The organism is Flavobacterium sp. J27 (assembly GCF_004303025.1).
Taxonomy (GTDB): domain Bacteria; phylum Bacteroidota; class Bacteroidia; order Flavobacteriales; family Flavobacteriaceae; genus Flavobacterium.
In genome coordinates, this window is record NZ_PJQW01000012.1 from 76,426 (window position 1) to 101,545 (window position 25,120).

Genomic DNA, 25,120 nt, shown 5'->3' on the forward strand with positions numbered 1-25,120 from the left:
ATTATGACTAATTCATCAGTAGAAAGAATTGATACTTCTGGAAATGGCGTAAAAGCATTTGTAAAAACAGCAAAAGGAGAAGAAGTACTAGAAGCAGATATTTTACTTTCTGCCGTAGGTATTAAAACGAATATAGAAAATATTGGTTTAGAAGAAGTGGGTATTGCTACTGATAGAGATAAAATTTTAGTAAATGATTTTTACCAAACGAATGTTCCAGGTTACTATGCTATTGGAGATGTAACTCCGGGACAAGCATTAGCTCATGTTGCTTCAGCTGAAGGAATTTTATGTGTTGAAAAAATTGCGGGTATGCATGTGGAAGCTTTAGATTACGGAAATATTCCAGGATGTACATATGCTACTCCAGAAATTGCATCAGTAGGTTTAACCGAAAAAGCAGCAAAAGAAAAAGGATACGAAATTAAAGTGGGTAAATTCCCATTTTCTGCTTCAGGAAAAGCAAAAGCTGCTGGTACGCCTGATGGTTTTGTAAAAGTTATTTTTGATGTCAAATATGGAGAATGGTTAGGTTGCCACATGATTGGTGCTGGCGTAACAGATATGATTGCAGAAGCTGTGGTTGCAAGAAAATTAGAAACTACAGGTCATGAAATCTTAAAAGCGGTTCACCCACACCCAACCATGAGTGAAGCCGTGATGGAAGCTGTAGCTGACGCTTATGGTGAGGTAATTCACTTGTAAAAAATAGTACTTAAAATAAAAAGTCCGATTAGAAATCGGACTTTTTTTGTGCGTTATTAATAAAAAAGAACTTGAAATTTATACTCTTTTAGAAAGTGAAATTCTATATATTAGTGTCCTCCACTAATTTTTTTATCAAAATTAATTCCCTGTTCTTTTAAAATATCTTTTACTCTCCAAGCATAGAATGCCAAATAAGCAAAACAAAGGACACCCACAATATAACTTGAGTGTATTGTGGTTATATCGGCAACATAACCTTGAAGTAAACTAATTAAACCACCACCCATAATCATCATAATTAAGAAACTACTCCCTTGACTAGTATTTTTACCTAATCCACTCACTGCCAAAGTAAAAATACAAGGCCATAATGTACTACAAAATAATCCTACACTTGTAAAGGCATACACACTTACCATTCCTGTAGTAGACATCCCTATCAATAATGCTAAAATACCTAATCCAGAAAAAATTAATAACATTCTAGCTGGATTACCTTTACTAGCCATATCAGCAAGAATAAGAACTAAAATAATTAAAGCATAGATATAAAAAGGTGATAAATCATGTTTTGCAATAGCATTTACTAATAAAAACACACCAAAAGCTACATAAGGAGCTATAAATCTTAAAATCTTCTGAAGGTTCATTTTATCAGTAAAAGCTTCAACAGCACCTGTCCATCTTCCAATCATCAAACTTGCCCAATACAGAGAAATATATGGTGCTATTTCATTGGTTAAAAAACCTAAATCTTTTTCCATGTAAGCTGGTAAATTACTCGCTGTAGAAACTTCAACTCCAACATACACAAAAATGGCAATCATACCTAAAATCAACTGTGGATATTTTAATGCTCCACTTCTATCCTTTTTAACGGAAATATCATCAGATTCTACTACAATTTCTGGCTTATCTGGTAAGGAAGAAAACTTTAAAAAAATAGCTACTAATAAAAAAGCAGCACCTAAGACTAAATATGGTATTTTAACACTTTCAATACTCATATCGGCTTCGCCTCCTTTAATTGCAGAACCAAAAATTGCAAAACTTACAATTAAAGGACCAATTGTGGTACCAAAATTGTTAATTCCACCAGCAAGAGTTAATCTTTGCGAACCCGTTGTAATTGGTCCTAATGCAATTGCTAAAGGATTCGCTACGGTTTGTTGCAAAGAGAATCCTAAAGCAACAATAAAAAGCCCAGATAACATTAAAGGAAATGAACCTAGATTAGCAGCTGGATAAAATAATAATGTTCCAAAAGCAGAAATAACCAAACCTAAAGCCAATGAATTTTTATATCCCATTCTATTAATTAAATCTCCTTTTGTTAAATAAGATATTAATAAATATATTAGTGAACCAACAGTATAAGCAATATAAAATGCTACAGATACTAATTGACTTTGAGCTTGAGATAAATCAAAAGCTTTTTTAAATACAGGAATTAGAATATCATTACTTGCTGCAACAAATCCCCAAAAGAAGAATACTGAAGCTAAAGGGATAAATTGTGCCCAATTTGTTTTTGTTTGGTTTGTACTCATAATTTAATGTTGGTTAGTTCATAATACACTTTTTTTATCATATATAAGTTTAAGCTTGTTTAATTATTATAATGATAAAATTATAGTGAAATTTTTCATAAATATACATTTATAAGATTTCTCTCAATGCATTTATAAGGATTAGTTATTAACGAAAACGTTTTCTTAAAGTAATTTTTATGATTTTGATAAAAATTTATAACGTTTTCGATTGTTAATAACTTTAAATCTCAAAATCAACATGCTTTAAAAAAATAAAGAATTTAAAAATTCGTTAAATATGTAGCCCAAAATAAAATATTAAACTTATTTTTGTTGCTTAACTATTAGTATCTATATTATTCACTTTTTAATGAAAAAAATATTTTTTTTACTTGTTTTGCTAATTTCATTTTCATCATGTGATGATGGAGACATTACTTTAGAATCTTTCAATTTTGAAGGACAAAATATTCAAAAGTGCTCTGATAATTTTTTAATTTTTAAAACAAAAAGTGACGAGTTATTATTAATTAGTTTACCTGAAACGGTTTATAATAGTCTTTTCGAAGCAACACCTACTAATGGAACTCCAAGAGTCATTAACATTACTGGATCTAATCAAATTATATATAGAAAATACACAGGTACAGTATCTAATCTTACTGTTTGCTCTACTGTTCCTGTTTCTTCACCTACTGTAACTAAAGAATGGTTAGCCACTGGAGGAACTATTGCTGTTGAAACTAATGAAGTAGTCGTTAATAGTGAAGTTACAGCACATACTCATAATATTACTCTTCACAATGTTAACTTTGCAAGTTCAGATAATTCTTTCAGTTTTGTAAGCTATATTTTTGGTGATTACCAAATTAATGTTAACTAAAAGCGTTTTGCTTTATGTAAACTTCGGTAGCACCAAAACCATATTTTTGAAAACTAGCTTCCTGAAAAGTAATCTGCTCATAACGTCTTAACAGAAATTCTAATTCAGATTTAAGTACGCCTTCTCCTACTCCATGAATAAATACTAATTTCTGCATTCTATTTTTAATTGCAAAATCGAGTTGCCCTTTTGCCGTATCAATTTGAATATTCAATATATCAAAGTTAGACATTCCTTTTGCAGAAGGAACTAATTTCTCTATATGTAAATCTACTTCCAATACAAAATCATCTTTCTTAGACTTCTTCTCTTTGCTAAAAGAACGCTTTTCTGGCTCTTCTTTCTCTGATAAGACTTGAGCAATACTTTTAGAAGAAAACAAATTAGTTAGTGATTCTTTATTAATTTTCACTAATTCTTCCGCTTTAAACTGCAGTATAAAATCATCACTTGTGGTAATCGTAATTCCTTCTGTATTAATTTTGGTAACTACACCTTCAATAGCTTCATCCAGTACAGCCACTTTATCACCTATTTCTAAATTAGTTTTCATCATGTTCATGTTCATTATTTTCAGTATCATTTTTACTAGGTATCTTCTTCATAATTCGATATAAACCAACCATAAAAATAACCATTGCACCAAACATGATGTAAGGATTTGGATTAGGTTTAGATTGTTCATAAATGGCATAAATACCGAAAGCAAAAAGTAAAATAGTATAAATAAAATTCTTCATCTCAATTCTTTTTTCAAATATAGAAAACTAAAACTGACAAGATATTTTTTTTACAGCATAATTTTTGTAAACTTGTAAAAAAGTTTCAGATTATGGAAGAATATATGCTACCTTGTCTCAGTAAAACCTTATTCGGAGTAGAATGCTTAGGTTGTGGTACACAACGAGCAATGTTACTTTTATTACAAGGTGATTTTGTAGGAGCTTTCAAAATGTACCCTGCCATTTATACTACGTTACTTTTTTTTATTCTTTTATTTCTTCATTTAATTGATAAATCAAGAAATTACAGTAAAATTGTTATAGCTACTGCTATTATAAATGCTGTAATTATGGTTATAGCCTATTATTTTAAGCATTTTCACTAACAAACCAAATAAATAAATAAATAAATTATGGAAAATCAAAAACTACCCAATGCAACGGCTGTATTAGTATTAGGAATTTTTTCAATTATAACTTGTTGCTGCTACGGTGTTATAGGATTAGTATTAGGAATTATAGGACTTCTAATATCTAAAAAAGATATAATAATGTACAGAGAGAATTCTTCTGCATTTACAAACTATAACAATCTTAACATCGGTAGGATATTATGTATTATTGGAATTGTTTTAAACGTACTTACAATTTTATACTTTGTTTGGTTTATAGCAACATTTGGTTTAGATTCAATGCAAGACCAAGAGCTACTTCAACAAAGAATTAGAGAATATTTCAAATAATATCATGACTAACCTATATGAATCCAGCTAAAAGCTGGATTTTTTTTTGCAGAATTACAACTGATAATCAATTTATTAAATATTTTTTTACAAAAATTTTCTTTTTTGGCACGCAAATTGGTTATACCTAATTAAGCAACAAGTTTTTAAAATAAACGATGTTGAAAGTTTAACCTTAAATTGATGTGTTATGAAAAAAATTACTCAAGCATTAGTTATCGCAGTTTTAACATTAAGTTTACACACTGCAAAGGCATCTGATAAAAAGGTTTTTGATGATGCGATTGATAGAACTTATCCTCCTGTAGATTACAGATATGCAGATCCGATAGTTTTCATGGAAAGAGGAATTGAATTTTATGTATTTCCAAATGGCGAATTTGATTTTAATACGGTTCAAACCACTGCGCCAAATAGAAGATCAAATACTGTCAATAGAACATACGGTGCTCCTGGTGTTAGAGGAAATGGTAGAGGTTATTACGGACCAACTTCGGTAGGTGTAAAAATTGAACACGATTATATGGGAAGAGTAAGAAGAATTGGAAATGTGTTCATTAACTATGATGCCACTGGAAGAGTTAAGAGAGTAGGTTCTGTTTATATGAATTACAATAGTTTTGCTCTAACTCAAGTAGGTGGTTTACGCATCATTTATGACCGAAGAGGTAGAATAGTAAATATTATTGGAGCGGTTAATACTTATAGTGGTCATTATACCTACACCACAAATAATAATCATTATCAAGCTGACAATCATTATGATTACAATTCGGATTATGGTTACAATGATAACAACGATGAAGATTATTACTATTACCGTCAAGATGGAACTAAAGCAAAAATGTCTACAGAAGATATTAAAGGAATAAATAAAAAATAAGTTATTATAACAATTTCATAATAGTTTTGGTTGGTTTAGTTTGTTTGTTAAAAATCCTGTAAAGCAGCAATGTGGAGCAGGATTTTTCTTTTTAAAATAGGATTTTAAATATTTTCTTTATCATCTTATTAATATCAGAGGATAAGGAAAAATAATAGGTTATTCCTAAATAAAATAACGTAATTAAACCTGATTTAATTAAAATATTAAGTAAAGGATGAAAGTTAAAATCCCAAAAATAAAAAAGCAAAAAAGTAAAAAGTAAAATACCAAACGATTTTAATGTATTTACAGAAAAAGGAAACAATTTCATTTTTAACACAACAAACAATAACTTAGACAAACTGTACAATGTTATAGATAATAATGTTGCAAAAGCAGTCCCTTTTAAACCATAAATAGGAATAAAAATCATATTTAAGCTAACTGTTACTAAAATAAGTAATACACCTAAAAAAAGAACTGTTTTGTAATATTTTGAATTAAAAATAATGGCATTGTTATTTCCTAAAATCAAATCAAAATATTTAGATAGACCAATGGTAAAGACAACAAAAATACCTTCAGCGTATTCTTTTGGCAGTAACCGATATAGTTCATTAATATTACATAGTATCCCAATAAAAATTAATCCACCAATAATTTGAAGTGTTATAGATGTCTTCTTATACAATACATTAAGGTCTTCCCATTTTTCTTCGCTCATTAATTTTGCAGTTATTGGATAGGTTATTTGATGCATTGCTCTACTTGGTACTGCTATTACAGTAGCAATAAAAATGGCTACCGAATAATAAGCTATATTTTCAATTTTCACATAATTATTTAGCATAAATTTATCTATCTCTAAAAATAAATTGGCAATCCCTCCTGTTAAAATAATAAATAAACTATACGTTATAATTGCTCTAGTATTTACTGGTAATGCCAAAGAAAAAGAAGGAAATCGTAGCTTAAAAGCATACCATTTCATTAAAATCATAGCCAATAAATAAATTCCCATCAAAGTATAAATAAATTGAACGGGAGTTAACCAATTGAAATAAACAGCAAAAAGACTACTACTAACTAATATTCGCAACAAAACTTCTTTAATAAAGTTCCCAAAAACAGATTGTAAATGCACCTTTACCCAAGCGTAAAAAATTTCAAAATACCCCATTGCTAAACCAATTATTGGTATTTGCCAAACATAATTATAGACAATCGGATTTTCTTTAGATAAAATGGACGCAATTTGATGGTAACCAAAATAAGCTACTAAGGATAAAGGAATGACTAATAATAGTGGAAGAAATAAAATAAAATTTAAAAACCTAGCTTTTTCTACATCAGATTTATATTCATTAAAATATTTCACTAAAGTATTATGCACTCCAAAAGCCATTAAAGGCATTAAAATATTAGCTGAAGATAAAATGTAACCCACTAATCCATAATAAGTATCGCCCAAAAATTGCACATACATATACAAAGTATTGACAGCCCCTATTGTAAACCCAATATAAGTAATTATAGTATTTTTAATAGATTGATTGATTACGATTCCCATAATAAAATTAGAAATTTAGAATTTAGAATTTAGAACTTTGGAAAGTTTTTCTGTCAAACTCTTTCTACTATATTGTTGGAGACCTACAGGGAATGTTTTTAAATTATGATCTAAATACAAATTATAATAACTTAAAATTTGATTCTTTAAAGCTTCTTTTTCTCGATAATTAAAAAAAGTGCCTGTATTGGTGGCTTTTAATATCTTTTCAAAATCGGTTTCTGTGGGACCAATTGCTAAGATAGGCCTTTCAGATACCATATATTCAAACAACTTTCCAGGAATAATACATTTGGTTTCTGTTGAATCTATTTCAATTAACAATAATACTTGTGAGCAACGTTGTTCTTGTAAAGCTTCTTCATGTGATACATATCCTCTATTATTTATAAATTTTGTCAAATGATACTTTGATATACTTTCTAAAACTTCATAACTAACTGCTCCTATTAATTTAAGCTCAAAATTTGAAGCAAAATCTTGATTATCAACAATTAATTCAGATAAACTTTGCCATAAAATTTCCGGATTTCTTTCTGAAAGAAATGAACCAATATGTGCCAAACTAAACTTAGAATCTAATGGTTTTTTATTTATCCTTTCTACATCATATCCATTGGTAATCACTTCAATAGGACGATGTGTTATTGTTTCAAATTCCTTTTTAGTAGTTTCTGATGTAACGATAATACAATCACATCCTTGTAGTACTTTTTGTTCTAATATTTGATGTTTTCTAGCAGCCCAAGCACTTAATTTCAATTCTTTGTGATAACCTATTGTGGTCCAAGGGTCTCTAAAATCAGCTATCCAATTGATACTTATTTCTTTTTTTAATTGTAAACCAATGAGATGCAAACTATGTGGTGGACCAGTAGTTATAAGTGTCTCTATTTGATGCTCTAAAAGGTAATTTTTTAAAAATTGTACCGAAGGTTTTACCCAAAAAACTCTCGCATCTGGAATAAATAAATTTCCTCTAATCCAAAGTAGAACCTTTTCAATTACAGACTGTTTTTTTTGATTTGGAATAATTCCTGAACTTATCTTTTTTGCTTTCTTTTTAGAAAAAAGGGAAGCCACTCTATACGGTTCAAAAATCCTTCTTTTTACAATAATTGCTTTTTCTGAAACGTCTTCTACTAACTTTTCGTCAAGTAGTGGATAAGTAGGATTCTCAGGGATATAAACGTGAGGTTCGATACCAAAATCGGGTAAATACTTAACAAATTTAAGCCAACGTTGCACTCCTGGACCACCCGCTGGTGGCCAATAATAAGAAACAATTAGTATTTTTTTTATGGGTTTAATGTTGTGTTTTTTTATTTTCTAAATACACTCCAAAAATAATAACCAAAAGCATACCTATAAAGGACGTTAATGCTATTATACTGCCAGTCTTTACTACTTCAGGTTCAAACTTAAATTCAATAGTATGTTTTCCAGCAGGAATTAGTAATCCCCTCAATACATAATCCACATTATATATTTGAGTTTCTTTTCCATCAATGGTTGCTTTCCACCCGTTTTTATAATACATCTCAGAAAATACTCCAAAACCATTTTTCGAATTATTGGATGTATATTTTAAATAATTAGGCTGATATATATTTAGCTTTATATTGGCTAATGAATCTTTAGAAAAAACCCCTTTAAAATCAAGAACAGAAGTATTTACAACCACAACATTTTTGGTATCTAAACTATCTAATGCTTTCATTTCTTCATCGGCTGATTTTACATTCTTTACTTGTTCTATAAACCAAGCATTTCCATTTGCAGCAGGATTAACAAAAGCGAATGGTTTTCCATCTTCACCATTCTGGATAATGTATTTTACATTCAACATATTTAAAATGTTTACATTATTCTTAGCAATTTGATAATCAAACAATTGCTGCATTCTTCTTGGCTTAGCTGCATGATAACCTCCTATTGATTTATGAAAATAAGAACTTCTAGCACTACTCATTTGCCCAGCAACTTCAAAAACTCTAAAATGTGTTGTATCTTGTAAAATTTGGGAATCCGCTTCTGAAAGATTAAAAGGCTCGTCTACTTCTCTTGCTGATTTAAAATCTTTACTATCCACATAATTCTTATCAATAGTAACTAAATCGGTACAAAGTATTAAACCAATTAAAATTACAGCAGTTATTTCTTTTAAAGATTTTTTATTATATAAGAATAAAATTACAAAAGTAACAATAACATATCCAATAGAACGAAAGATATCTTTGGAAAATAATGTCATTCTATCTTCTCGTAAGGCATTCATAAATTCTGGTCCATAATTTTGAGCATAATATCCATCATTACCTCCTGCGAAATCAAAATTACCTTTGAACATAAATAAAATGGCTAAAAGTCCAAAAACAATTGCTCCCGTTTTCCATAAATAACTCCACTGTGTTTTTTTGTCTTCAATTTTAAAAAAATGATACAATCCTAAAACAGCTAAAGCAGGAACACATAATTCTAATAAAACTTGTATCGATGAAACTGCTCTAAACTTATTATACATTGGTATGAAATCGATAAAGAAATCAGTTAAAAAAGCAAAATTTTTACCCCAAGATAATAGCAAGGAAACAATAGCTCCTGTTAATAAAGCATATTTTATTTTTTTATTATCTACTACAAATAATGCCAAAACAAAAAAGAAGAAAACTACGATTCCTATATATGCTGGAGCTGCTACTATGGGTTGATCTCCCCAATAGGTTGGCATTTGCTTTACAATTTCAACGGCTTCATAAGGTGGCACTCCTTGTTGTGTTATAAAGCGATACATTTCAGAATCTACACCTAAATCTTCATGATTTGACCCTCCGAATAGTCTTGGTGCGATTAGATTTAAACTTTCTGCTTTACCATAACTATATTCTGTGATGTAGTCATAGCTCATCGCATTAGTGTCTTCTTTTGGTTTTCCATTTTCATCGAAAGTCAATTCACTTTTATGACGAGTAGAAAAAGCCGCATATTCAGAAGTAGCTAATAAATTGGTAGCATTAGTACCTACTGCTAATAATCCAGCAATTGCAAACACACCTAATGTCTTACCCAAATCAACAAATGCCTTTTCTTTCACAAATTGGTACAAATAAAAAGCACTTATAATCACTAATAAAATAAGTAAATAATAGGTCATTTGAAAGTGATTGGCTTGAATTTCCAAAGCAGCCGCTAGCATCGTTAAAATTCCTCCAATTATATATCGTTTCTGGAAAACCAAAAGAACGCCTGCTAAAACAAAAGGCATATAAGCGATAGCATGTGCTTTTGCATTATGACCAACGCCTAAAATGATTATTAAATAGGTTGAAAAACCAAATGCTAAAGCTCCAAAAAATGCTTTTAACGGATCTATTTTTAAAACCATTAAAAGAATATAGAACCCAAGAAAATATAAAAATAAATAATCTGCAGGTCTAGGAAGAAATCGTAAAACAGTATCAATTTTTTTGATATAGTTATGCGGATAATTAGCTCCTAACTGATAGGTTGGCATTCCCCCAAAAGCACTATTGGTCCAATAAGGTTCTTCTTTATTTTCCTTTCTAAAGTCATTTTGTTCTTTTGCCATTCCTGTATATTGTGCAATATCGGACTGGAAAATTTTTTTTCCTTCTAAGACTGGATAAAAATAAATTAAAGCAACTAATACAAAGCCTAAAATGGCAAAAAGATGTGGAAATAAAGGTTGTATTTTTTTCATTGGTAAATAAAAGTCAAAAATAAAAACGCTAAGGTAAATAAAAAAAGGATATTGCAATAATATCCTTTAACTTCTCTATTAATAATTTGTTATTTAATCTATTTCTTCAAAATCGACATATTCACCAACAATTTTCTTTTCATTTGGCATTTTCTTAGGCTCATCATTTTGAGCATTAGACGATTGATTTGTATAGTTAGATTGTTGCCCAAATTGCTGATTCATTTGATCTTGCATTTTTTGTTGCAATTTGTTCACAGCAGTACGCATCAGTATAGGCGCAAAAATGCGGAACAAAAATTTAAATAGGTACCAAAATAAAACTATATAGGCAAGCGTTTTTATAAATCCAGTAAAAGATGCTGTTTCCATTTTAATTCAATTTAAAATTCAAATTTACGTTTATTAGTAGATAAAAGCACAGTAATGTTTCTTAAAATTATTATAAAATACTATTTTTGACCTAAATATTAGCAACATGAAATACTCTAAACGCTTATTCTTATTCTTTTTCTTTGTTTACCAAGCTCATTACGCACAATTTACAGATGAAATTAATTCCAATCGACCTGGAAAATCAATGATGGCCTTTGCCGTTGGAAAATCTATCATTCAAGTAGAAACAGGCTTAAATTTTCAAAATGAAGATCATGCTGCTTTAAAATACGATGCTAATGGTTTTATTGCAGAGTTAGATTTTAGATGGGGTTTATTTTTTGAAGAATTAGAGTTTATTGCAGAATTACAATATCAAAATGATAAATACAACTCTGCTTTTGAAAGTAAAAACCGTTCCGCTCTAAAAAAGACATTAATTGGAGCTAAATATTTAATTTATGATCCATTTAAAAATTATGAAGAAAAACCCAATCTATATAGTTGGAAAGCCAATCATAAATTCAAATGGAGACAATTCATTCCTGCTGTAGCTGGTTATGCTGGTGTAAACCTAAATTTTTCAGATAATCCATTTAACTATGCTCCTTCCTATGTAAAAGAAACCACCGTAAGCCCTAAAGTGATGCTTATTGCGCAAAATCATTTTGGAACAAGATGGGTATTTGTAACCAATCTTATGTATGATAAAATTGCTTCCGATTTTGCTTCTATTAATTATGTGATTACCTTAACTAGAGGTTTTAACGAAAAATGGTCTGGTTTTATTGAAAACCAAGGATACAATGGCGATTATTACTCTGATGGTGTTTTTAGATTAGGAGCTGCCTATTTAATCAATAACAGAATGCAAGTGGATGCTTCTATTGGTAAAAACATTAAAGATAGTCCATCATTATTTACTGCTGGTGTAGGTTTTTCTTGGCGTTTTGATGCTAATTATGAAGAAGTAAAAATAGAGAAAGACAAAGGCAGTAAAATGGATCAAAAAATGAAGAAAAAAGCAGAAAAAGAAAAGAAAAAACGTAAAGACGAGGTTGAAATAGAATAAGATGATAACAATTAAAAAAGCGGAAACTAAAAAAGAACTTAAAGACTATATTTTATTTTCATTTGAGTTATTTAAAGACAATCCTAATTGGGTCCCTCCTATTATTTCAGAAGAATTAGAAACTTTTGATAAAACGAAAAATCCAGTGTTCCAAAATGCTGAAGCCCATTTTTATTTAGCTTACAAAGAAGGTAAAATTGTAGGTAAAATTGCTGCTATTATTAATTGGGATGAAGTAAATATTTTAGAAAAAAGTAAAGTTCGTTTTGGATGGTTTGATGCTATTGATGATATAGAAGTAACCAAAGCATTACTAGAAAAAGTATACGAATTAGGCAGGCAACATAATTTAGAAATGGTTGAAGGACCTATTGGTTTTTCAAATTTAGACAAAGTGGGGGTCTTAGTAGAAGGCTTTGAAGAAATGGGAAACATGGTTACATGGTATAGCATGCCTTATTATAAAGATCATTTCGAGAAACTGGGCTTGGTAAAAGAGAAAGAGTATGTTGAAAGCAGTTTTTCATTTACCAATATAGACCCTTCTGGATTTGTTAAAATTAGTAATTTAGTAAAAAAACGTTATCAACTAAGAGCAGTAAACTTTACCAAAACGAAAGACATCATGCCTTATGTAGATGAAATGTTTGAGTTATTTAATGAAACATATTCAAAACTACAATCATTCGTAGCGATTAACCAAATTCAGAAAGAATATTTTAAGAAAAAATATATTGGTTTTATCAATCCAGAATATATTAAATTTATTTTAGATAAAGAGGATAAAATGGTAGCTTTTGCTATTGTAATGCCTGGTTTTAGTGAGGCACTTAAAAAAGCTAATGGCCGCTTGTTTCCATTTGGTTTTTATCATTTGCTTCAAGCTAGAAAAAATTCTAAAGAAGCAGTATTCTATTTAATCGGTGTTACTCCTGAATATCAAAGTAAAGGTATTACAGGCATTATTTTTGAAGAATATTATAAAGTTTTTATGGCTAAAGGAATTAACACCTGTGTTAGAACTCCAGAATTAGAAGAGAATAATGCGATTCATAATTTATGGAAACATTTTGATACAACGATTAAAAAAAGAAGACGAACCTACAGTAAAAAATTATAATAAAAAAGAGTTGCATTTTATGCAACTCTTTTTTATTTAGAAAAAATGATTTTTATTTATTCTGTATCAACTGGTCCTTCCCACTCTGTAATACCACCTACTAAATTATAGGCATTTGCAAAACCCAATTCTTTCATAATATTACAAGCATTCGCACTTCTTGAACCTGCTGCACAATACACATAATAGTTTTTAGCTTTATCTAATTCTTCTAAAGCATAAATAAACCCTTGTCCTTTGAAAATATCAATGTTTATTGCATTTGGAATTTTACCTCTGTTAAATTCATCTTCAGTTCTAACATCTAAAATAATTCCTTTTTCATCCGTTAAGAACTGGCTCCACCATTGTTGTTGCTCTAAATTCATATACTTTAATTTGTTCCAAAAATACTACGCTTTTATAGAACATCCAATAGCTTTAGTAACTTTTACAGAAACTTCTTTATTTTTCAATAAAGCATCAACCGCATTTTCTACATACTTAACCTTAACTGCACTTTCATCGGAATGATTGTCATCTATAGCGCCTATATATTTTACAATATTTCCTGTTTTAGTTTTTTGTAAAACGTATACATGAGGTGTTTTAGTGGCTCCATATTGTGGATAAATTTTTTGTCCTTCATCAAATAAATAAGGAAAGGTAAACCCTTTTTCTTTAGCTCTAACTTTCATTAGTTCAAAACTATCTTTTTCTTGAACTTCTGGATTGTTAGGGTTTATAGCAATAACTGGATAGCCCAATTTTTTATATTTCTTATCCAATGCAATGATTCGATCTTCATACGCTACAGCATAAGGGCAATGATTACAAGTAAATATAACAATATATCCTTTTACATCTTTATAATCACTTAAAGACACCATTTTATCATCCACATTTTTTAATTTAAAATCCGTGGCCTTATCTCCTATTTCATAACCAGAAGTTTTCGCATTATTAAAAGTAAATGCACTTACAAGAGCAAAAACAACTACACTAAAAACAATTTTTAAAGTTTTCATCTGTTTATTCTATTTATTTATTATTAATTGTAATTCTTTTTCTAATTCTTCATAAGTAAAAGATTGCTCATAAAAATGAGAGAGCTTATTTTTGTAAATTATAGTGGCAGGAATAGCACCACTCCAATCTTTATTTACTTTTTCAATCCATGAATTGGCATCAGGGTCATCTAAATGAATTACCTCAGACATTAATTTCTTTTTTTTTATGAATGGAATTAAACTAGACTCCACTTTTTTTGGAAAATCCAAACTAACTAAAATTACTTTTACCTTATCTTTTTCATATTCCTTTCCTAATTTTTCAAAATAAGGTAATTCTTTTATACATGGCGCACACCATGTTGCCCAAAAGTTAATCACATAAGTAGTACCATCATTTTGTTTCAAAAAATGCTCAAATCCTTCAAAACTATACGAAGCTATTGTAATACTATCTTGTTCATAAATCTTTAAAGGCTCATTATTAGTTTGTCCAAATACATGTAAACAACAAATACAACTTACTAGATAAAATATTTTTTTCATAACTAGTTAAAAATAATGATAATACTAGTAGCTCAAATAAATTTAATAAAAATTTAACAAACACTTGTATATACAAATAAAAATATGTTTTACATTTGTACATACAAATTTTGTAAATACAAATGAAAATAGAAGACGTAATTAAGAGTACCGTTACATTAAGTATTACTAAAAAAGTAGTTCTTAATTTAGCCTTTACAAAAAACTATATTGGAGATAAATTTAATGAAATTTTGAAACCATTTGAAATTTCTGGAGAACAATATAATGTACTACGTATATTAAGAGGTCAAAAAGGAAAACCTATTAATATGCAAGATATTCAGGAGCGTATGGTTACCAAAAACAGTAACACGACCAGATTAATTGATAAGTTGTTATTAAAAGATATGGTAGAACGCAATATTTGCCCTGAAAATAGAAGAAAAATAGAAGTTTTAATCACCCAGACGGGGTTAAATATACTATCTGAACTAGATCCTTTAGTTGAAGCACATGAAAATAGTCTTGCTGAAAAACTTTCAAATTCCGAACTCGAACAATTAAATAATTTATTAGAAAAAATCAGAGAAAATTAATATGAATACATTTATCGAAAATCAAAAATGGAGATATGCAACAAAGAAATTTGATGCTACAAAAAAAATTACAGCCGAAGATTTAACCACTTTAAAAGAAGCTATCCAATTGAGCACTTCTTCCTATGGATTACAACCATACCAAGTTTTTATTATTGAAAACCCAGAATTAAGAGCAAAATTACAACCCGTTTCTTGGGGACAATCTCAAATTGTAGAAGCCTCTCATTTAATTGTATTTGCCAACTTTACAGATGTTACTGAAAATCACATTGACAGCTATGTAGCAAACATGGTTCAAACGAGAGGATTAACTATTGAAGACATAAAACCTTATGCCGATTTTATGAAATCAAAATTAGTTAACTTACCTGCAGAAGCAAAGACTGTATGGACCTCTAAACAAACTTATTTAGCTTTAGGTAATCTTTTAAATGCAGCTGCAGAACTTAAAATTGATGTTACACCAATGGAAGGTTTTGAACCAGAAAAGTATAATGAAATTTTAGGTTTTAATGCATTAGGACTAAATGCCTCTCTAGTAGCAACTTTAGGTTACAGACACGAAGAAGACGCAACACAACATTATGCAAAAGTTCGTAAACCAAACGAAGAATTATTTATTACGCTATAATTATTTAAAAAAATTAAAAAACAATGAAAAATTTAAAAACAATTGCAGTAGCATTACTTACTTTAATAACATTCACTGTAAATGCTCAAACTACCAAGAAAGTAAATGTAGAAAAAAGTAAAATTGAATGGGTTGGTAAAAAAGTAACAGGTCAACACAATGGTACAATTAACTTAAAAGAAGGTGCCTTAGTATTTAAAGGTAAAAAATTAGCTGGAGGAACTTTTACTGTAGATATGACTTCTATAAATACAACTGATTTAGATGGTGGTATGAAAGGTAAATTAGATGGACATTTAAAATCTGAGGATTTCTTTGGAGTGGAAAAATATCCTACAGCTAAATTAGTTTTCAAAACAATTGCAGACAAAGGAAATAATCTTTACACTGTAACAGCTGATCTAGAAATTAAAGGTAAAACAAACCCAATTACTTTTGATATGACTGTTAACAAAGATACAGCAATTTCAAAATTAGTAGTAGATAGAACAAAATACGATATCAAACATGGTTCAGGGTCATTCTTTGATAATTTAGGAGATAAAACAATCTATGATGATTTCGAATTAAATGTTACTTTAAGTTTCTAATACAACTTAAAAAAAATACTATGAAAAAAAGAGACCCATTTCGGGTCTTTTTTTTGACCTTATAGAAACACTTTCTTTTTGTAAATTTAACTGCTAAATTGAAGTGATGAACAAAATAGAATTACCAAATTATTTTACCAGAAACCATCGAGTTCCTGAAGTTTACGTACATTCGTTTTCAAGTGACGCTTATTCAGATAAATCTAAAGTTCAATTGAATGCAAATTTAATTAGTTTTTTAACGGAAGGTTCGAAAGAATTGTATTACGAAAATGATTCACAAATAGTGACAAATAAAGATTTTGTAATCGCAAAATCAGGAAATTGTTTAATGTCTGAAAACTTATCTGAAGATAAAAAATATACCAGTTTATTGTTTTTCTTTTCTAATAACTTCGTAACTCATTTCAAAGAAAAATACCAAATTGAAAACAGAGTAAAACAGAACAATTCTGAAATGGAAAGCAAATTTAAAATCATCTCATATGATACTTTTATTTCTAATTTTGTCTACTCATTACAGCAATTAATTCAATCTGAAATAACTCTAACAGAAGATTTTCTCATCCTAAAACTAGAAGAAATTCTTCTTTATTTAGTTCAAAAAAATGGTGAAGAGACTATAACTTTTTTGGATCATCACACCTTACAAAAGCATCACGTTAGATTAAAAAATATTGTTGAAAAAAATATCTTTTCTAAATTAACTTTAGAAGAACTAGCTTTTTTATCGCACATGAGTTTGTCTACATTTAAAAGAGAATTTTATAAAATTTACACTACATCTCCTAGTAAATGGATACAAGAAAAAAGACTCGAAAAATCAGCACAAATGCTTCTCAATGATAGAGAAAGACCTATAGATGTTTATGCTTCAATCGGTTATGAAAGCCTCTCTAGCTTTACGCAATCTTTCAAGCACAAATACGGCATAACACCAAAACAATATCAATTAAAAAAAATGAACCAATAGCAACATTTTTTGAACTTTTCTCTTTACTTTTTTTCATCAAATTGAGATAATTTTGACTTAAATAATTAAAATTTAAAATAATATGAAAAAATTAATTTTAGCACTATTCCTTTTCGTTAGTTCTCTAACTCAAGCACAAACATTTACATTAAAAAGCAACGATATTGGTGGGCAATCTACTAAGAAGCAAGAGTTTAACGGGTTTGGTTGTTCTGGAGATAACGTTTCACCACAATTATTTTGGGAAAATGCTCCTAAAGGAACAAAAAGTTACGCTATTACTATGTATGACCCAGATGCTCCAACGGGTAGTGGCTTTTGGCATTGGGTAGTTTTTGACATTCCTACAAATACTAAAGAATTGGTTTCCAATGCAGGTAATCCAAGTTTAAATTTAGTTCCAAAAGGTACTATACAAAGTAAAACCAGTTATGGTGCCAATGGTTATGGTGGTCCGTGTCCACCTGAAGGTCATGGAATTCATACATACATTATTACCATTCATGCTTTAAAAATAGACAAATTAGGTTTGGATCAAAATACGAATCCAGAAATTGTTGGTTATTACCTTTGGCAGAATACGATTGAAAAAGCCTCAATTGTAATGTATTATAGCAGGTAATCTATTTTCTTAATAGAATAAATAAAACACTAATTATCAGTAAATTATAACTAATTTAATACAAAAAAATATATTTTGTTTTAAAATAATTTGGATTTAAAAAAAATATTTTAATACATTTGTTGCATTACAAATAATTATGATTTCAATTACAAATAATACTTGGTGGTGGAAAAACTTACGTCAATCGTCGTGAGCAAATCCTCCTATAGTATCATTTCAACAAATACATAGTAAAGGCTTGTCAATCACGACAAGCCTTTTTTTATTTTTTAAACATCTATAATCAAAATACAACAATGAAGAAGTACAAGTTAAATACAAATTACAAACAAATTTTAGCAGACACCATGACGCCTGTGAGTGTTTATCTAAAAATTAGAGATAAATTTCCTAATAGTATTTTGCTAGAAAGTAGTGATTATCATGGTAATGATAATAGTTTTTCATATATCTGTTTTAATCCAATTGCGACATTTAAAGTTGAAAATCAGAAAATTGAGATGGATTTTCCAGATGCTACTTGTGAAAGTATAAATATAAATTCTTCCATCAATGTGGTCAAACAAATTGAAATTTTTTCGAAACGCTTTTCCGCAGATGAAAATAAATTCAAATTCATCACTCAAGGCCTTTTTGGATATATTTCATATGATGCAATCCAACATTTTGAAACTATAAAAATCGCTGAAAAATCATCTGAAAACAAAATACCTGAAATTTTATATGCCGTTTATCAAAACATTATAGCAATTAATCATTTTAAAAACGAGGCGTATATTTTTTGTCATAGTTATGATCATCAGAATAATATAGATGAAATAGAACAATTATTACAAGCCAAAAATTTCACATCCTATTCTTTTAGTAAATCTGGAGAAGTAATGTCTAATTTAACCGATTTAGATTTTAGTAATAATGTTGCTCTAGCTAAAAAACATTGCAAACGCGGAGATGTTTTTCAATTAGTCTTATCAAGAAGATTTACACAAAAATTCAAAGGAGACGAATTTAATGTTTACAGAGCGCTTCGCAGTATTAACCCTTCTCCTTACCTCTTCTATTTTGATTATGGCAATTTTAAAATATTTGGTTCATCTCCTGAAGCACAATTAATTATTAAGAATAATCATGCAGAAATTCATCCTATTGCGGGAACTTTTAAGAGAACAGGAGATGATGAAAAAGATGCTGAGATCGCGAAAAAATTAACAGAAGATAGTAAAGAAAATAGTGAACATGTAATGCTGGTTGATCTAGCCAGAAATGATTTAAGTATTAGTTGTAAAGATGTTACCGTAGAAAAATATAAAGAAATACAGTTTTTTTCTCATGTTATTCATTTGGTTTCCAAAGTATCTGGGAACTTAAAAGAGAATCATTCTTTTACCGAATTAGTTGCTAAAACATTTCCTGCAGGAACTCTTAGCGGAGCGCCAAAATATAAAGCCATGGAATTAATAGAATCTATAGAACAAACAAATCGAAGTTTCTATGGTGGAGCTATCGGTTTTATGGATTTTGAAGGCAACTTCAATCATGCCATAATGATACGAAGTTTCCTAAGTAAAAATCACACTTTACATTTTCAAGCCGGTGCTGGTATCGTTTCAGACTCATCAGAAGAAAATGAAACGCAAGAAGTATACAATAAACTAAGTGCTTTGGAAAACGCATTGAGTTTAGCTGAAACAATTTAAATATAGCAACGAAAGTACCAAGTATTAGTTGCAAAAAATGAAAAAGAAAAAAATAACTCGTCAGGTTTAAATCTCATATAAGTTGAATTTGACATTGAAACAAAAAACATGAAAATAGCAGTCATCGATAATTACGATAGTTTCACTTATAATTTAGTGCATTACCTAGAAGATTTAAATGCAACTGTAACCGTTTACAGAAATGATGAATTTGAATTAGAAGAACTAGAATCGTTTGATAAAATCTTACTATCTCCTGGTCCAGGTGTACCTGATGAAGCGGGTTTGTTAAAAGCAGTAATTAAAAAATATGCTCCTACAAAAAGTATCTTTGGTGTTTGTTTAGGACTTCAAGCTATAGGTGAAGTTTTCGGAGGAAAATTAATCAATTTAGATAAAGTATATCATGGCATAGCAACTGAGGTAACTCAAACAGAACCAGATTATATTTTTAATGGTTTGCCTAAAGAAATTCAAGTAGGTCGATACCATTCTTGGGTAGTTGCCCAAGAAGAATTACCAAATGAATTAATTGTGACCTCTATAGACAAAAACGGACAAATAATGTCTATGAAACATGCTACCTATGATGTAAGAGGAGTACAATACCATCCAGAAAGTGTTTTAACACCAAATGGGAAAAAAATTCTTGAAAATTGGCTTACAAATTAGAATAAAAAACTAATTATAAATCATTTTCAAATTCAAAAAATCAATACTTATGAGTAAAGCAATATTAAATAGATTAATCAATCACGAAATATTATCAAAAACAGAAGCTAAAGAAGTTTTAGTAGCTATCTCTTCTGGACATTACAACCAAAGTCAAATAGCCGCATTTTTAACTGTATACATGATGCGTAGTATTACCGTTGATGAGCTCTCTGGTTTTAGAGAAGCACTCTTAGAATTATGTATTCCTGTCGACTTTTCAGAATACAATACAGTCGATTTATGTGGTACTGGTGGTGATGGTAAAGACACCTTCAACATCTCAACCTTAGCCTCTTTTATTGTAGCTGGTGCTGGAATAAAAGTAGCCAAACACGGTAATTATGGTGTTTCATCCATTTCTGGTTCCAGTAATGTTATGGAAAAAATGGGAATAAAATTTAGCAATGATATTGATTTTTTAACAAAATCTATTGAGAAAACAAATATCGCCATTTTACATGCCCCTTTATTTCATCCTGCCATGAAAAATGTAGGTCCTATTCGTAAAGAATTAGGCGTAAAAACATTTTTTAATATGCTAGGACCAATGGTCAATCCTTCATTCCCAAAAAATCAAATGGTAGGAGTATTTAGCTTAGAACTAGCGCGTATGTATGCCTATTTATACCAAAATACCACAACAAATTATAGTATTCTTCATGGATTAAGTGGTTTTGATGAAATTTCTTTAACCGATGAAGTAAAAATAATAACTAACACAACTGAAAATATTTTAAAGCCTAACGAACTTCTTTTCCCTCAAATTACTTTAGAGAAAATTAAAGGTGGGAATTCAATTGATGAAGCAGCCAAAATATTTTACAATGTTATTTCTGGAAAAGGTTCAAAAGAACAAAATGATGTCGTGTGTGTAAATGCCGCAATTGCAATTAAAACGGTAGAAAATTCAAACTACGAAGAAGCATTAGGAAAAGCTCAAGAAAGCTTAGCCAGCGGAAAAGCATTCGAAAAATTAAATCAATTAATACAACTCAGCAACTAACTACTAAAAACCCTCCTTAATTACTAACAACATGAATATTTTAGATCAAATAATACACGATAAAAAAAAGGAAGTTTCTCTTAAGAAAAATATCATCCCAATTTCTCAACTTGAAACTTCTATTTTATTTAATAGTCGTACCATTTCTTTAGCAAAATTATTACAAAACAGCCGCTCTGGAATTATTGCAGAACACAAGCGAAGATCACCTTCTAAACCAGTAATAAACAATGCACATTCTGTAGAAGATGTAGTCATTGGATATCAAAATGCTGGCGTTTGTGGTATTTCTGTTTTAACAGATGGAAAATATTTTGGTGGTTCTTTAGATGATTTATTGCTCACAAAAGCATCAGTTAATGTACCTTTGCTCCGAAAAGAGTTTATAGTGGATGAATATCAAATAATAGAAGCAAAAGCAAATGGAGCTGATGCTATATTATTAATTGCAGCGGTCCTAACAAGAGAAGAAATAAAAAACCTATCTCAGTTTGCGCAAAGTTTAGCTTTAGAAGTTCTCTTAGAGGTTCACAACAAAGAAGAAATTGAAAAATCAATTATGCCAAGTTTAAACATGATTGGTGTAAACAATAGAAATCTAAAAACTTTTGAAGTAAGTTTGGACTATAGCAAAGAATTAGTAAATTACATCCCCGACAATTTTGTAAAAGTTTCTGAAAGCGGAATTTATACCGTTGAAGAAGTAAAGGAGTTACAAAAACACGGTTATCAAGGTTTTTTAATGGGTGAACATTTCATGAAAACCGATGACCCTGGTAGAGAAGCAAAAGATTTTATTAATAAATTAATAGTATGTTAGACGTTAAACTAAAGATATGTGGTATGAAATATCCTGAAAATATTGAGGATATTTGCACTTTAAACCCAGATTATTTAGGTTTTATTTTTTGGGAAAAATCATTACGTAAATTTACAGATGAAGAAATTATTGATATCCCAAAAAACATAAAAAAAATAGCCGTATTTGTAAATGAAGAATTGGGCTCTATTAAAAGTATAATAAAGCAATTTGGATTCGATGCTGTACAGCTTCATGGTAGCGAATCACCAGAATTATGCAAAGAAATAAAGAACTTAGGTGTAGAAGTCGTAAAATCGTTTTCTATAGATGAAACTTTTGATTTCAACCTACTCTCAGATTATGATGATAGTGTTGATTTATTTCTTTTTGATACCAAAGGAAAACTTCCTGGAGGAAATGGAATTTCTTTCGATTGGAATCTATTATTAAATTACAATTTAACAAAACCTTTTTTTCTAAGCGGTGGCATTGGACTAACTAGTGTAGATGCCATTAAATCTTTTTTAAATACAAGTACTGCTAAATATTGTTATGGAATTGATGTTAATAGCCGATTTGAAAAAAAAGTAGGTTTTAAAAATTACTCCAAATTAAGGAGGCTAAAACGACTATTATATGAAGACAAAATATAACGTAGACTCGAAAGGGTTTTACGGAAAATTTGGAGGAGCTTTTATTCCTGAAATGTTGTATCCAAATGTTGAAGAATTAAAAGAGAATTACTTAAAAATAATGGCTGAACCTTCTTTTCAAGAAGAATTCAATCATTTATTACAACAATATGTAGGCAGACCTACTCCTCTCTATTTTGCAAAAAGATTGTCAGAAAAATTTAAGACAAAAATATATTTAAAAAGAGAAGATTTATGCCATACTGGAGCTCATAAAGTAAACAATACTATTGGGCAAATTTTAATGGCTAAAAAACTAGGAAAAAGAAGAATTATTGCTGAAACTGGTGCTGGTCAACATGGAGTTGCAACAGCTACTGTATGCGCTTTAATGGGGTTAGAGTGTATTGTATATATGGGCGAAATAGATATTAAACGCCAAGCCCCTAATGTAGCTCGAATGAAAATGCTAGGAGCAACTGTTCGTTCGGCAACTTCCGGTTCCAAAACACTAAAAGACGCTACAAACGAAGCAATTCGTGATTGGATAAATAATCCTATCGATACTTTTTATATTATCGGTTCGGTAGTAGGTCCACATCCTTATCCAGATATGGTAGCCAAATTTCAAAGTATTATTTCTAAAGAAATTAAGATTCAACTAAGAAATCTAGAAGGTCAGGATAATCCAGATTATGTTATCGCATGTGTGGGTGGTGGTAGTAATGCGGCCGGTGCTTTTTATGAGTTTTTAGAAAACGAAGATGTTAAACTAATTGCAGTAGAAGCCGCAGGCCATGGTGTAGATTCTGGTGAAAGTGCTGCTACTTCTGTACTAGGTAAAATTGGAATTATTCATGGAAGTAAAACATTATTAATGCAGACAGAAGATGGTCAAATAACCGAACCTTATTCTATTTCTGCGGGTTTAGATTATCCAGGTGTTGGTCCTTTGCATGCTCACTTACATGATTCAAACAGAGCAGAATTTATTGCTATAACCGATACCGATGCTATGCAAGCAGGGTTAGCTCTATCAAAAACTGAAGGTATTATACCGGCTATCGAATCCGCTCATGCATTTGCTGTACTAGAAAGAAAACAATTTAAACCAACAGATATTGTTGTTATTAATTTATCTGGAAGAGGTGATAAAGACTTAAATACTTACATCGATTACTTTAATTTTTAATACAAGGTAATAGATAGCAATAACTATAAAAATGAATAGAATTAATACAACTTTACTACAAAATAAAAAACTACTTTCCATCTATTTTACAGCAGGATATCCAAAACTTAATGATACTATTCCTATCATTCAAGAATTAGAAAAAAACGGAGTGGATATGATAGAAATTGGGTTGCCTTTTTCAGATCCTTTGGCAGACGGACCAACCATTCAGGAAAGTTCAACCCAAGCTATTACAAACGGTATGACCACTACTCTCCTATTTGAGCAATTAAAAGATATTCGTAAAACAGTTCAAATTCCTTTACTAATCATGGGATATTTCAACCCTATTATGCAATTTGGTATGGAAAAATTTTGTCAAAAATGTTCAGAAATTGGAATCGATGGTCTTATCATTCCCGATTTACCTTTGTATGTTTATGAAAGTGAATACAAAAATCTATTTGATAAATACAAATTAAAAAATATTTTTTTAATTACGCCTCAAACCTCTGAGGAAAGAATTGCTGAAATTGATGCTATTTCAAATAGTTTTATATACATGGTTAGCACAGCATCTGTAACAGGAAATCAAAGCGGGTTTGGTAAAGAACAATTAAATTATTTTGAAAGAATAGCTAAATTAAATTTAAAAAACCCTCAAATTGTTGGCTTTGGAATTAAAGATGGCACCACTTTTTCTCAAGCAACTACGCATCAAAAAGGGGCTATAATTGGTAGCGCATTCATTACACATTTAAACACAAATCCTGTTAATAAAATAAAAGATTTTATCGAAAATATATCTATTTAATATTTATTTTAGTGCATTACTAAAATTTAATTACTGCT

At 29.7% G+C, this 25,120-nt stretch carries 29 protein-coding genes; 19 read left to right on the top strand and 10 right to left on the bottom strand.

All coding sequences use genetic code 11. The annotated features are described in order from the left end of the window. The coding region (locus CX675_RS20205; RefSeq protein ID WP_240723664.1) for an FAD-dependent oxidoreductase at positions 1 to 705 on the top strand (705 nt) is incomplete at its 5' end. Positions 706 to 815: 110 nt separating this feature from the next. Here CX675_RS20205 and CX675_RS15650 read toward each other — a convergent pair. Continuing rightward, on the bottom strand, positions 816 to 2,258 hold the full coding sequence (locus CX675_RS15650; protein ID WP_130736194.1) for an MFS transporter: 1,443 nt from the start codon (positions 2,256 to 2,258) through the stop codon (positions 816 to 818). 352 nt (positions 2,259 to 2,610) lie between these two features. Here CX675_RS15650 and CX675_RS15655 point away from each other — a divergent pair, with 352 nt between their 5' ends. Continuing rightward, entirely contained in the window at positions 2,611 to 3,123 is a 513-nt protein-coding gene (locus CX675_RS15655; RefSeq protein WP_130736195.1) for a hypothetical protein, read from the top strand. On the opposite strand, the gene CX675_RS15660 is transcribed toward CX675_RS15655, so the two are convergent. Continuing rightward, on the bottom strand, positions 3,116 to 3,676 hold the full coding sequence (locus CX675_RS15660; protein WP_130736281.1) for a Smr/MutS family protein: 561 nt from the start codon (positions 3,674 to 3,676) through the stop codon (positions 3,116 to 3,118). The two genes, CX675_RS15655 and CX675_RS15660, sit on opposite strands and share 8 nt — an antisense overlap. Further along, complete coding sequence (locus CX675_RS15665; protein ID WP_130736196.1) at positions 3,666 to 3,863, bottom strand: hypothetical protein; 198 nt, start codon at positions 3,861 to 3,863, stop codon at positions 3,666 to 3,668. Before CX675_RS15665 ends, CX675_RS15660 begins: the two co-directional genes overlap by 11 nt. A 92-nt stretch (positions 3,864 to 3,955) precedes the next feature. Between CX675_RS15665 and CX675_RS15670 the strand changes: the two genes are divergently transcribed. From CX675_RS15670 to CX675_RS15680, 3 genes are all read left to right on the top strand, one after another. Beyond that, positions 3,956 to 4,231 carry a DUF2752 domain-containing protein gene (locus CX675_RS15670; protein ID WP_130736197.1) on the top strand — a complete coding sequence of 92 codons (276 nt, stop codon included), beginning with the start codon at positions 3,956 to 3,958 and terminating at the stop codon, positions 4,229 to 4,231. A gap of 27 nt (positions 4,232 to 4,258) precedes the next feature. Then, entirely contained in the window at positions 4,259 to 4,588 is a 330-nt protein-coding gene (locus CX675_RS15675; RefSeq protein WP_130736198.1) for a CCC motif membrane protein, read from the top strand. Positions 4,589 to 4,778: 190 nt separating this feature from the next. Then, positions 4,779 to 5,471, top strand: a complete 693-nt coding sequence (locus CX675_RS15680; protein WP_130736199.1) for a hypothetical protein — start codon at positions 4,779 to 4,781, stop codon at positions 5,469 to 5,471. 91 nt (positions 5,472 to 5,562) lie between these two features. Here the strand turns inward: CX675_RS15680 and CX675_RS15685 are convergent, their stop codons facing one another. From CX675_RS15685 to CX675_RS15700, 4 genes are all read right to left on the bottom strand, one after another. Next, positions 5,563 to 7,023, bottom strand: a complete 1,461-nt coding sequence (locus CX675_RS15685) for a lipopolysaccharide biosynthesis protein (RefSeq protein WP_130736200.1) — start codon at positions 7,021 to 7,023, stop codon at positions 5,563 to 5,565. Between the two features lie 15 nt (positions 7,024 to 7,038). After that, positions 7,039 to 8,325: a glycosyltransferase family 4 protein gene (locus CX675_RS15690; protein WP_130736201.1), complete on the bottom strand. Its 1,287-nt coding sequence runs from the start codon at positions 8,323 to 8,325 to the stop codon at positions 7,039 to 7,041. 4 nt (positions 8,326 to 8,329) lie between these two features. Then, on the bottom strand, positions 8,330 to 10,744 hold the full coding sequence (locus CX675_RS15695) for a YfhO family protein (protein ID WP_130736202.1): 2,415 nt from the start codon (positions 10,742 to 10,744) through the stop codon (positions 8,330 to 8,332). Positions 10,745 to 10,837: 93 nt separating this feature from the next. Continuing rightward, a complete protein-coding gene (locus CX675_RS15700) occupies positions 10,838 to 11,116 on the bottom strand; it encodes a DUF4834 family protein (protein ID WP_130736203.1) in 279 nt (92 codons plus the stop codon). Between the two features lie 106 nt (positions 11,117 to 11,222). Here CX675_RS15700 and CX675_RS15705 point away from each other — a divergent pair, with 106 nt between their 5' ends. Together CX675_RS15705 and CX675_RS15710 are read left to right on the top strand one after the other, a co-directional pair. Next, positions 11,223 to 12,191 carry a transporter gene (locus tag CX675_RS15705; RefSeq protein ID WP_130736204.1) on the top strand — a complete coding sequence of 323 codons (969 nt, stop codon included), beginning with the start codon at positions 11,223 to 11,225 and terminating at the stop codon, positions 12,189 to 12,191. A gap of 1 nt (position 12,192) precedes the next feature. Then, a complete protein-coding gene (locus CX675_RS15710; protein ID WP_130736205.1) occupies positions 12,193 to 13,311 on the top strand; it encodes a GTP cyclohydrolase in 1,119 nt (372 codons plus the stop codon). A gap of 56 nt (positions 13,312 to 13,367) precedes the next feature. Here CX675_RS15710 and CX675_RS15715 read toward each other — a convergent pair whose 3' ends face one another. The 3 genes from CX675_RS15715 to CX675_RS15725 are packed head-to-tail and all read right to left on the bottom strand — an operon-like array spanning position 13,368 to position 14,846. Then, the gene (locus tag CX675_RS15715; RefSeq protein ID WP_130736206.1) at positions 13,368 to 13,679 is read right to left on the bottom strand and encodes a rhodanese-like domain-containing protein; all 312 of its coding nucleotides are present in this window, start codon (positions 13,677 to 13,679) and stop codon (positions 13,368 to 13,370) included. A gap of 24 nt (positions 13,680 to 13,703) precedes the next feature. Then, positions 13,704 to 14,318 carry a thioredoxin family protein gene (locus tag CX675_RS15720; RefSeq protein ID WP_130736207.1) on the bottom strand — a complete coding sequence of 205 codons (615 nt, stop codon included), beginning with the start codon at positions 14,316 to 14,318 and terminating at the stop codon, positions 13,704 to 13,706. Positions 14,319 to 14,327: 9 nt separating this feature from the next. Beyond that, on the bottom strand, positions 14,328 to 14,846 hold the full coding sequence (locus tag CX675_RS15725) for a redoxin domain-containing protein (protein ID WP_130736208.1): 519 nt from the start codon (positions 14,844 to 14,846) through the stop codon (positions 14,328 to 14,330). Between the two features lie 122 nt (positions 14,847 to 14,968). Here CX675_RS15725 and CX675_RS15730 point away from each other — a divergent pair, with 122 nt between their 5' ends. The 12 genes from CX675_RS15730 to trpA all read left to right on the top strand — a co-directional run bounded on the left by CX675_RS15730 (position 14,969) and on the right by trpA (position 25,082). Beyond that, positions 14,969 to 15,424, top strand: a complete 456-nt coding sequence (locus tag CX675_RS15730; protein WP_130736209.1) for a MarR family winged helix-turn-helix transcriptional regulator — start codon at positions 14,969 to 14,971, stop codon at positions 15,422 to 15,424. A gap of 1 nt (position 15,425) precedes the next feature. After that, the gene (locus CX675_RS15735; RefSeq protein ID WP_130736210.1) at positions 15,426 to 16,058 is read left to right on the top strand and encodes an NAD(P)H-dependent oxidoreductase; all 633 of its coding nucleotides are present in this window, start codon (positions 15,426 to 15,428) and stop codon (positions 16,056 to 16,058) included. Positions 16,059 to 16,081: 23 nt separating this feature from the next. Then, positions 16,082 to 16,648 carry a YceI family protein gene (locus tag CX675_RS15740; protein WP_130736211.1) on the top strand — a complete coding sequence of 189 codons (567 nt, stop codon included), beginning with the start codon at positions 16,082 to 16,084 and terminating at the stop codon, positions 16,646 to 16,648. A 106-nt stretch (positions 16,649 to 16,754) separates the two neighbouring features. After that, positions 16,755 to 17,621, top strand: a complete 867-nt coding sequence (locus CX675_RS15745; RefSeq protein ID WP_130736212.1) for an AraC family transcriptional regulator — start codon at positions 16,755 to 16,757, stop codon at positions 17,619 to 17,621. Positions 17,622 to 17,703: 82 nt separating this feature from the next. After that, positions 17,704 to 18,243, top strand: a complete 540-nt coding sequence (locus tag CX675_RS15750) for a YbhB/YbcL family Raf kinase inhibitor-like protein (RefSeq protein ID WP_130736213.1) — start codon at positions 17,704 to 17,706, stop codon at positions 18,241 to 18,243. Between the two features lie 299 nt (positions 18,244 to 18,542). Then, the gene (locus CX675_RS15755; RefSeq protein WP_130736214.1) at positions 18,543 to 19,943 is read left to right on the top strand and encodes an anthranilate synthase component I family protein; all 1,401 of its coding nucleotides are present in this window, start codon (positions 18,543 to 18,545) and stop codon (positions 19,941 to 19,943) included. Positions 19,944 to 20,051: 108 nt separating this feature from the next. Beyond that, positions 20,052 to 20,615 (top strand): aminodeoxychorismate/anthranilate synthase component II, encoded by a 564-nt coding sequence (locus tag CX675_RS15760; RefSeq protein WP_130736215.1) that lies wholly within the window; start codon positions 20,052 to 20,054, stop codon positions 20,613 to 20,615. 49 nt (positions 20,616 to 20,664) lie between these two features. Next, positions 20,665 to 21,660 carry an anthranilate phosphoribosyltransferase gene (trpD, locus tag CX675_RS15765; protein WP_130736216.1) on the top strand — a complete coding sequence of 332 codons (996 nt, stop codon included), beginning with the start codon at positions 20,665 to 20,667 and terminating at the stop codon, positions 21,658 to 21,660. Positions 21,661 to 21,691: 31 nt separating this feature from the next. Then, on the top strand, positions 21,692 to 22,480 hold the full coding sequence (trpC, locus tag CX675_RS15770) for an indole-3-glycerol phosphate synthase TrpC (protein WP_130736217.1): 789 nt from the start codon (positions 21,692 to 21,694) through the stop codon (positions 22,478 to 22,480). Then, positions 22,474 to 23,115 carry a phosphoribosylanthranilate isomerase gene (locus CX675_RS15775; RefSeq protein WP_130736218.1) on the top strand — a complete coding sequence of 214 codons (642 nt, stop codon included), beginning with the start codon at positions 22,474 to 22,476 and terminating at the stop codon, positions 23,113 to 23,115. Before trpC ends, CX675_RS15775 begins: the two co-directional genes overlap by 7 nt. Continuing rightward, a complete protein-coding gene (trpB, locus tag CX675_RS15780; protein WP_130736219.1) occupies positions 23,099 to 24,286 on the top strand; it encodes a tryptophan synthase subunit beta in 1,188 nt (395 codons plus the stop codon). The genes CX675_RS15775 and trpB overlap by 17 nt, the downstream gene beginning before the upstream one ends. Positions 24,287 to 24,317: 31 nt before the next feature. Then, positions 24,318 to 25,082 (top strand): tryptophan synthase subunit alpha, encoded by a 765-nt coding sequence (gene trpA, locus CX675_RS15785; RefSeq protein WP_130736220.1) that lies wholly within the window; start codon positions 24,318 to 24,320, stop codon positions 25,080 to 25,082. Positions 25,083 to 25,120 lie beyond the last annotated feature (38 nt).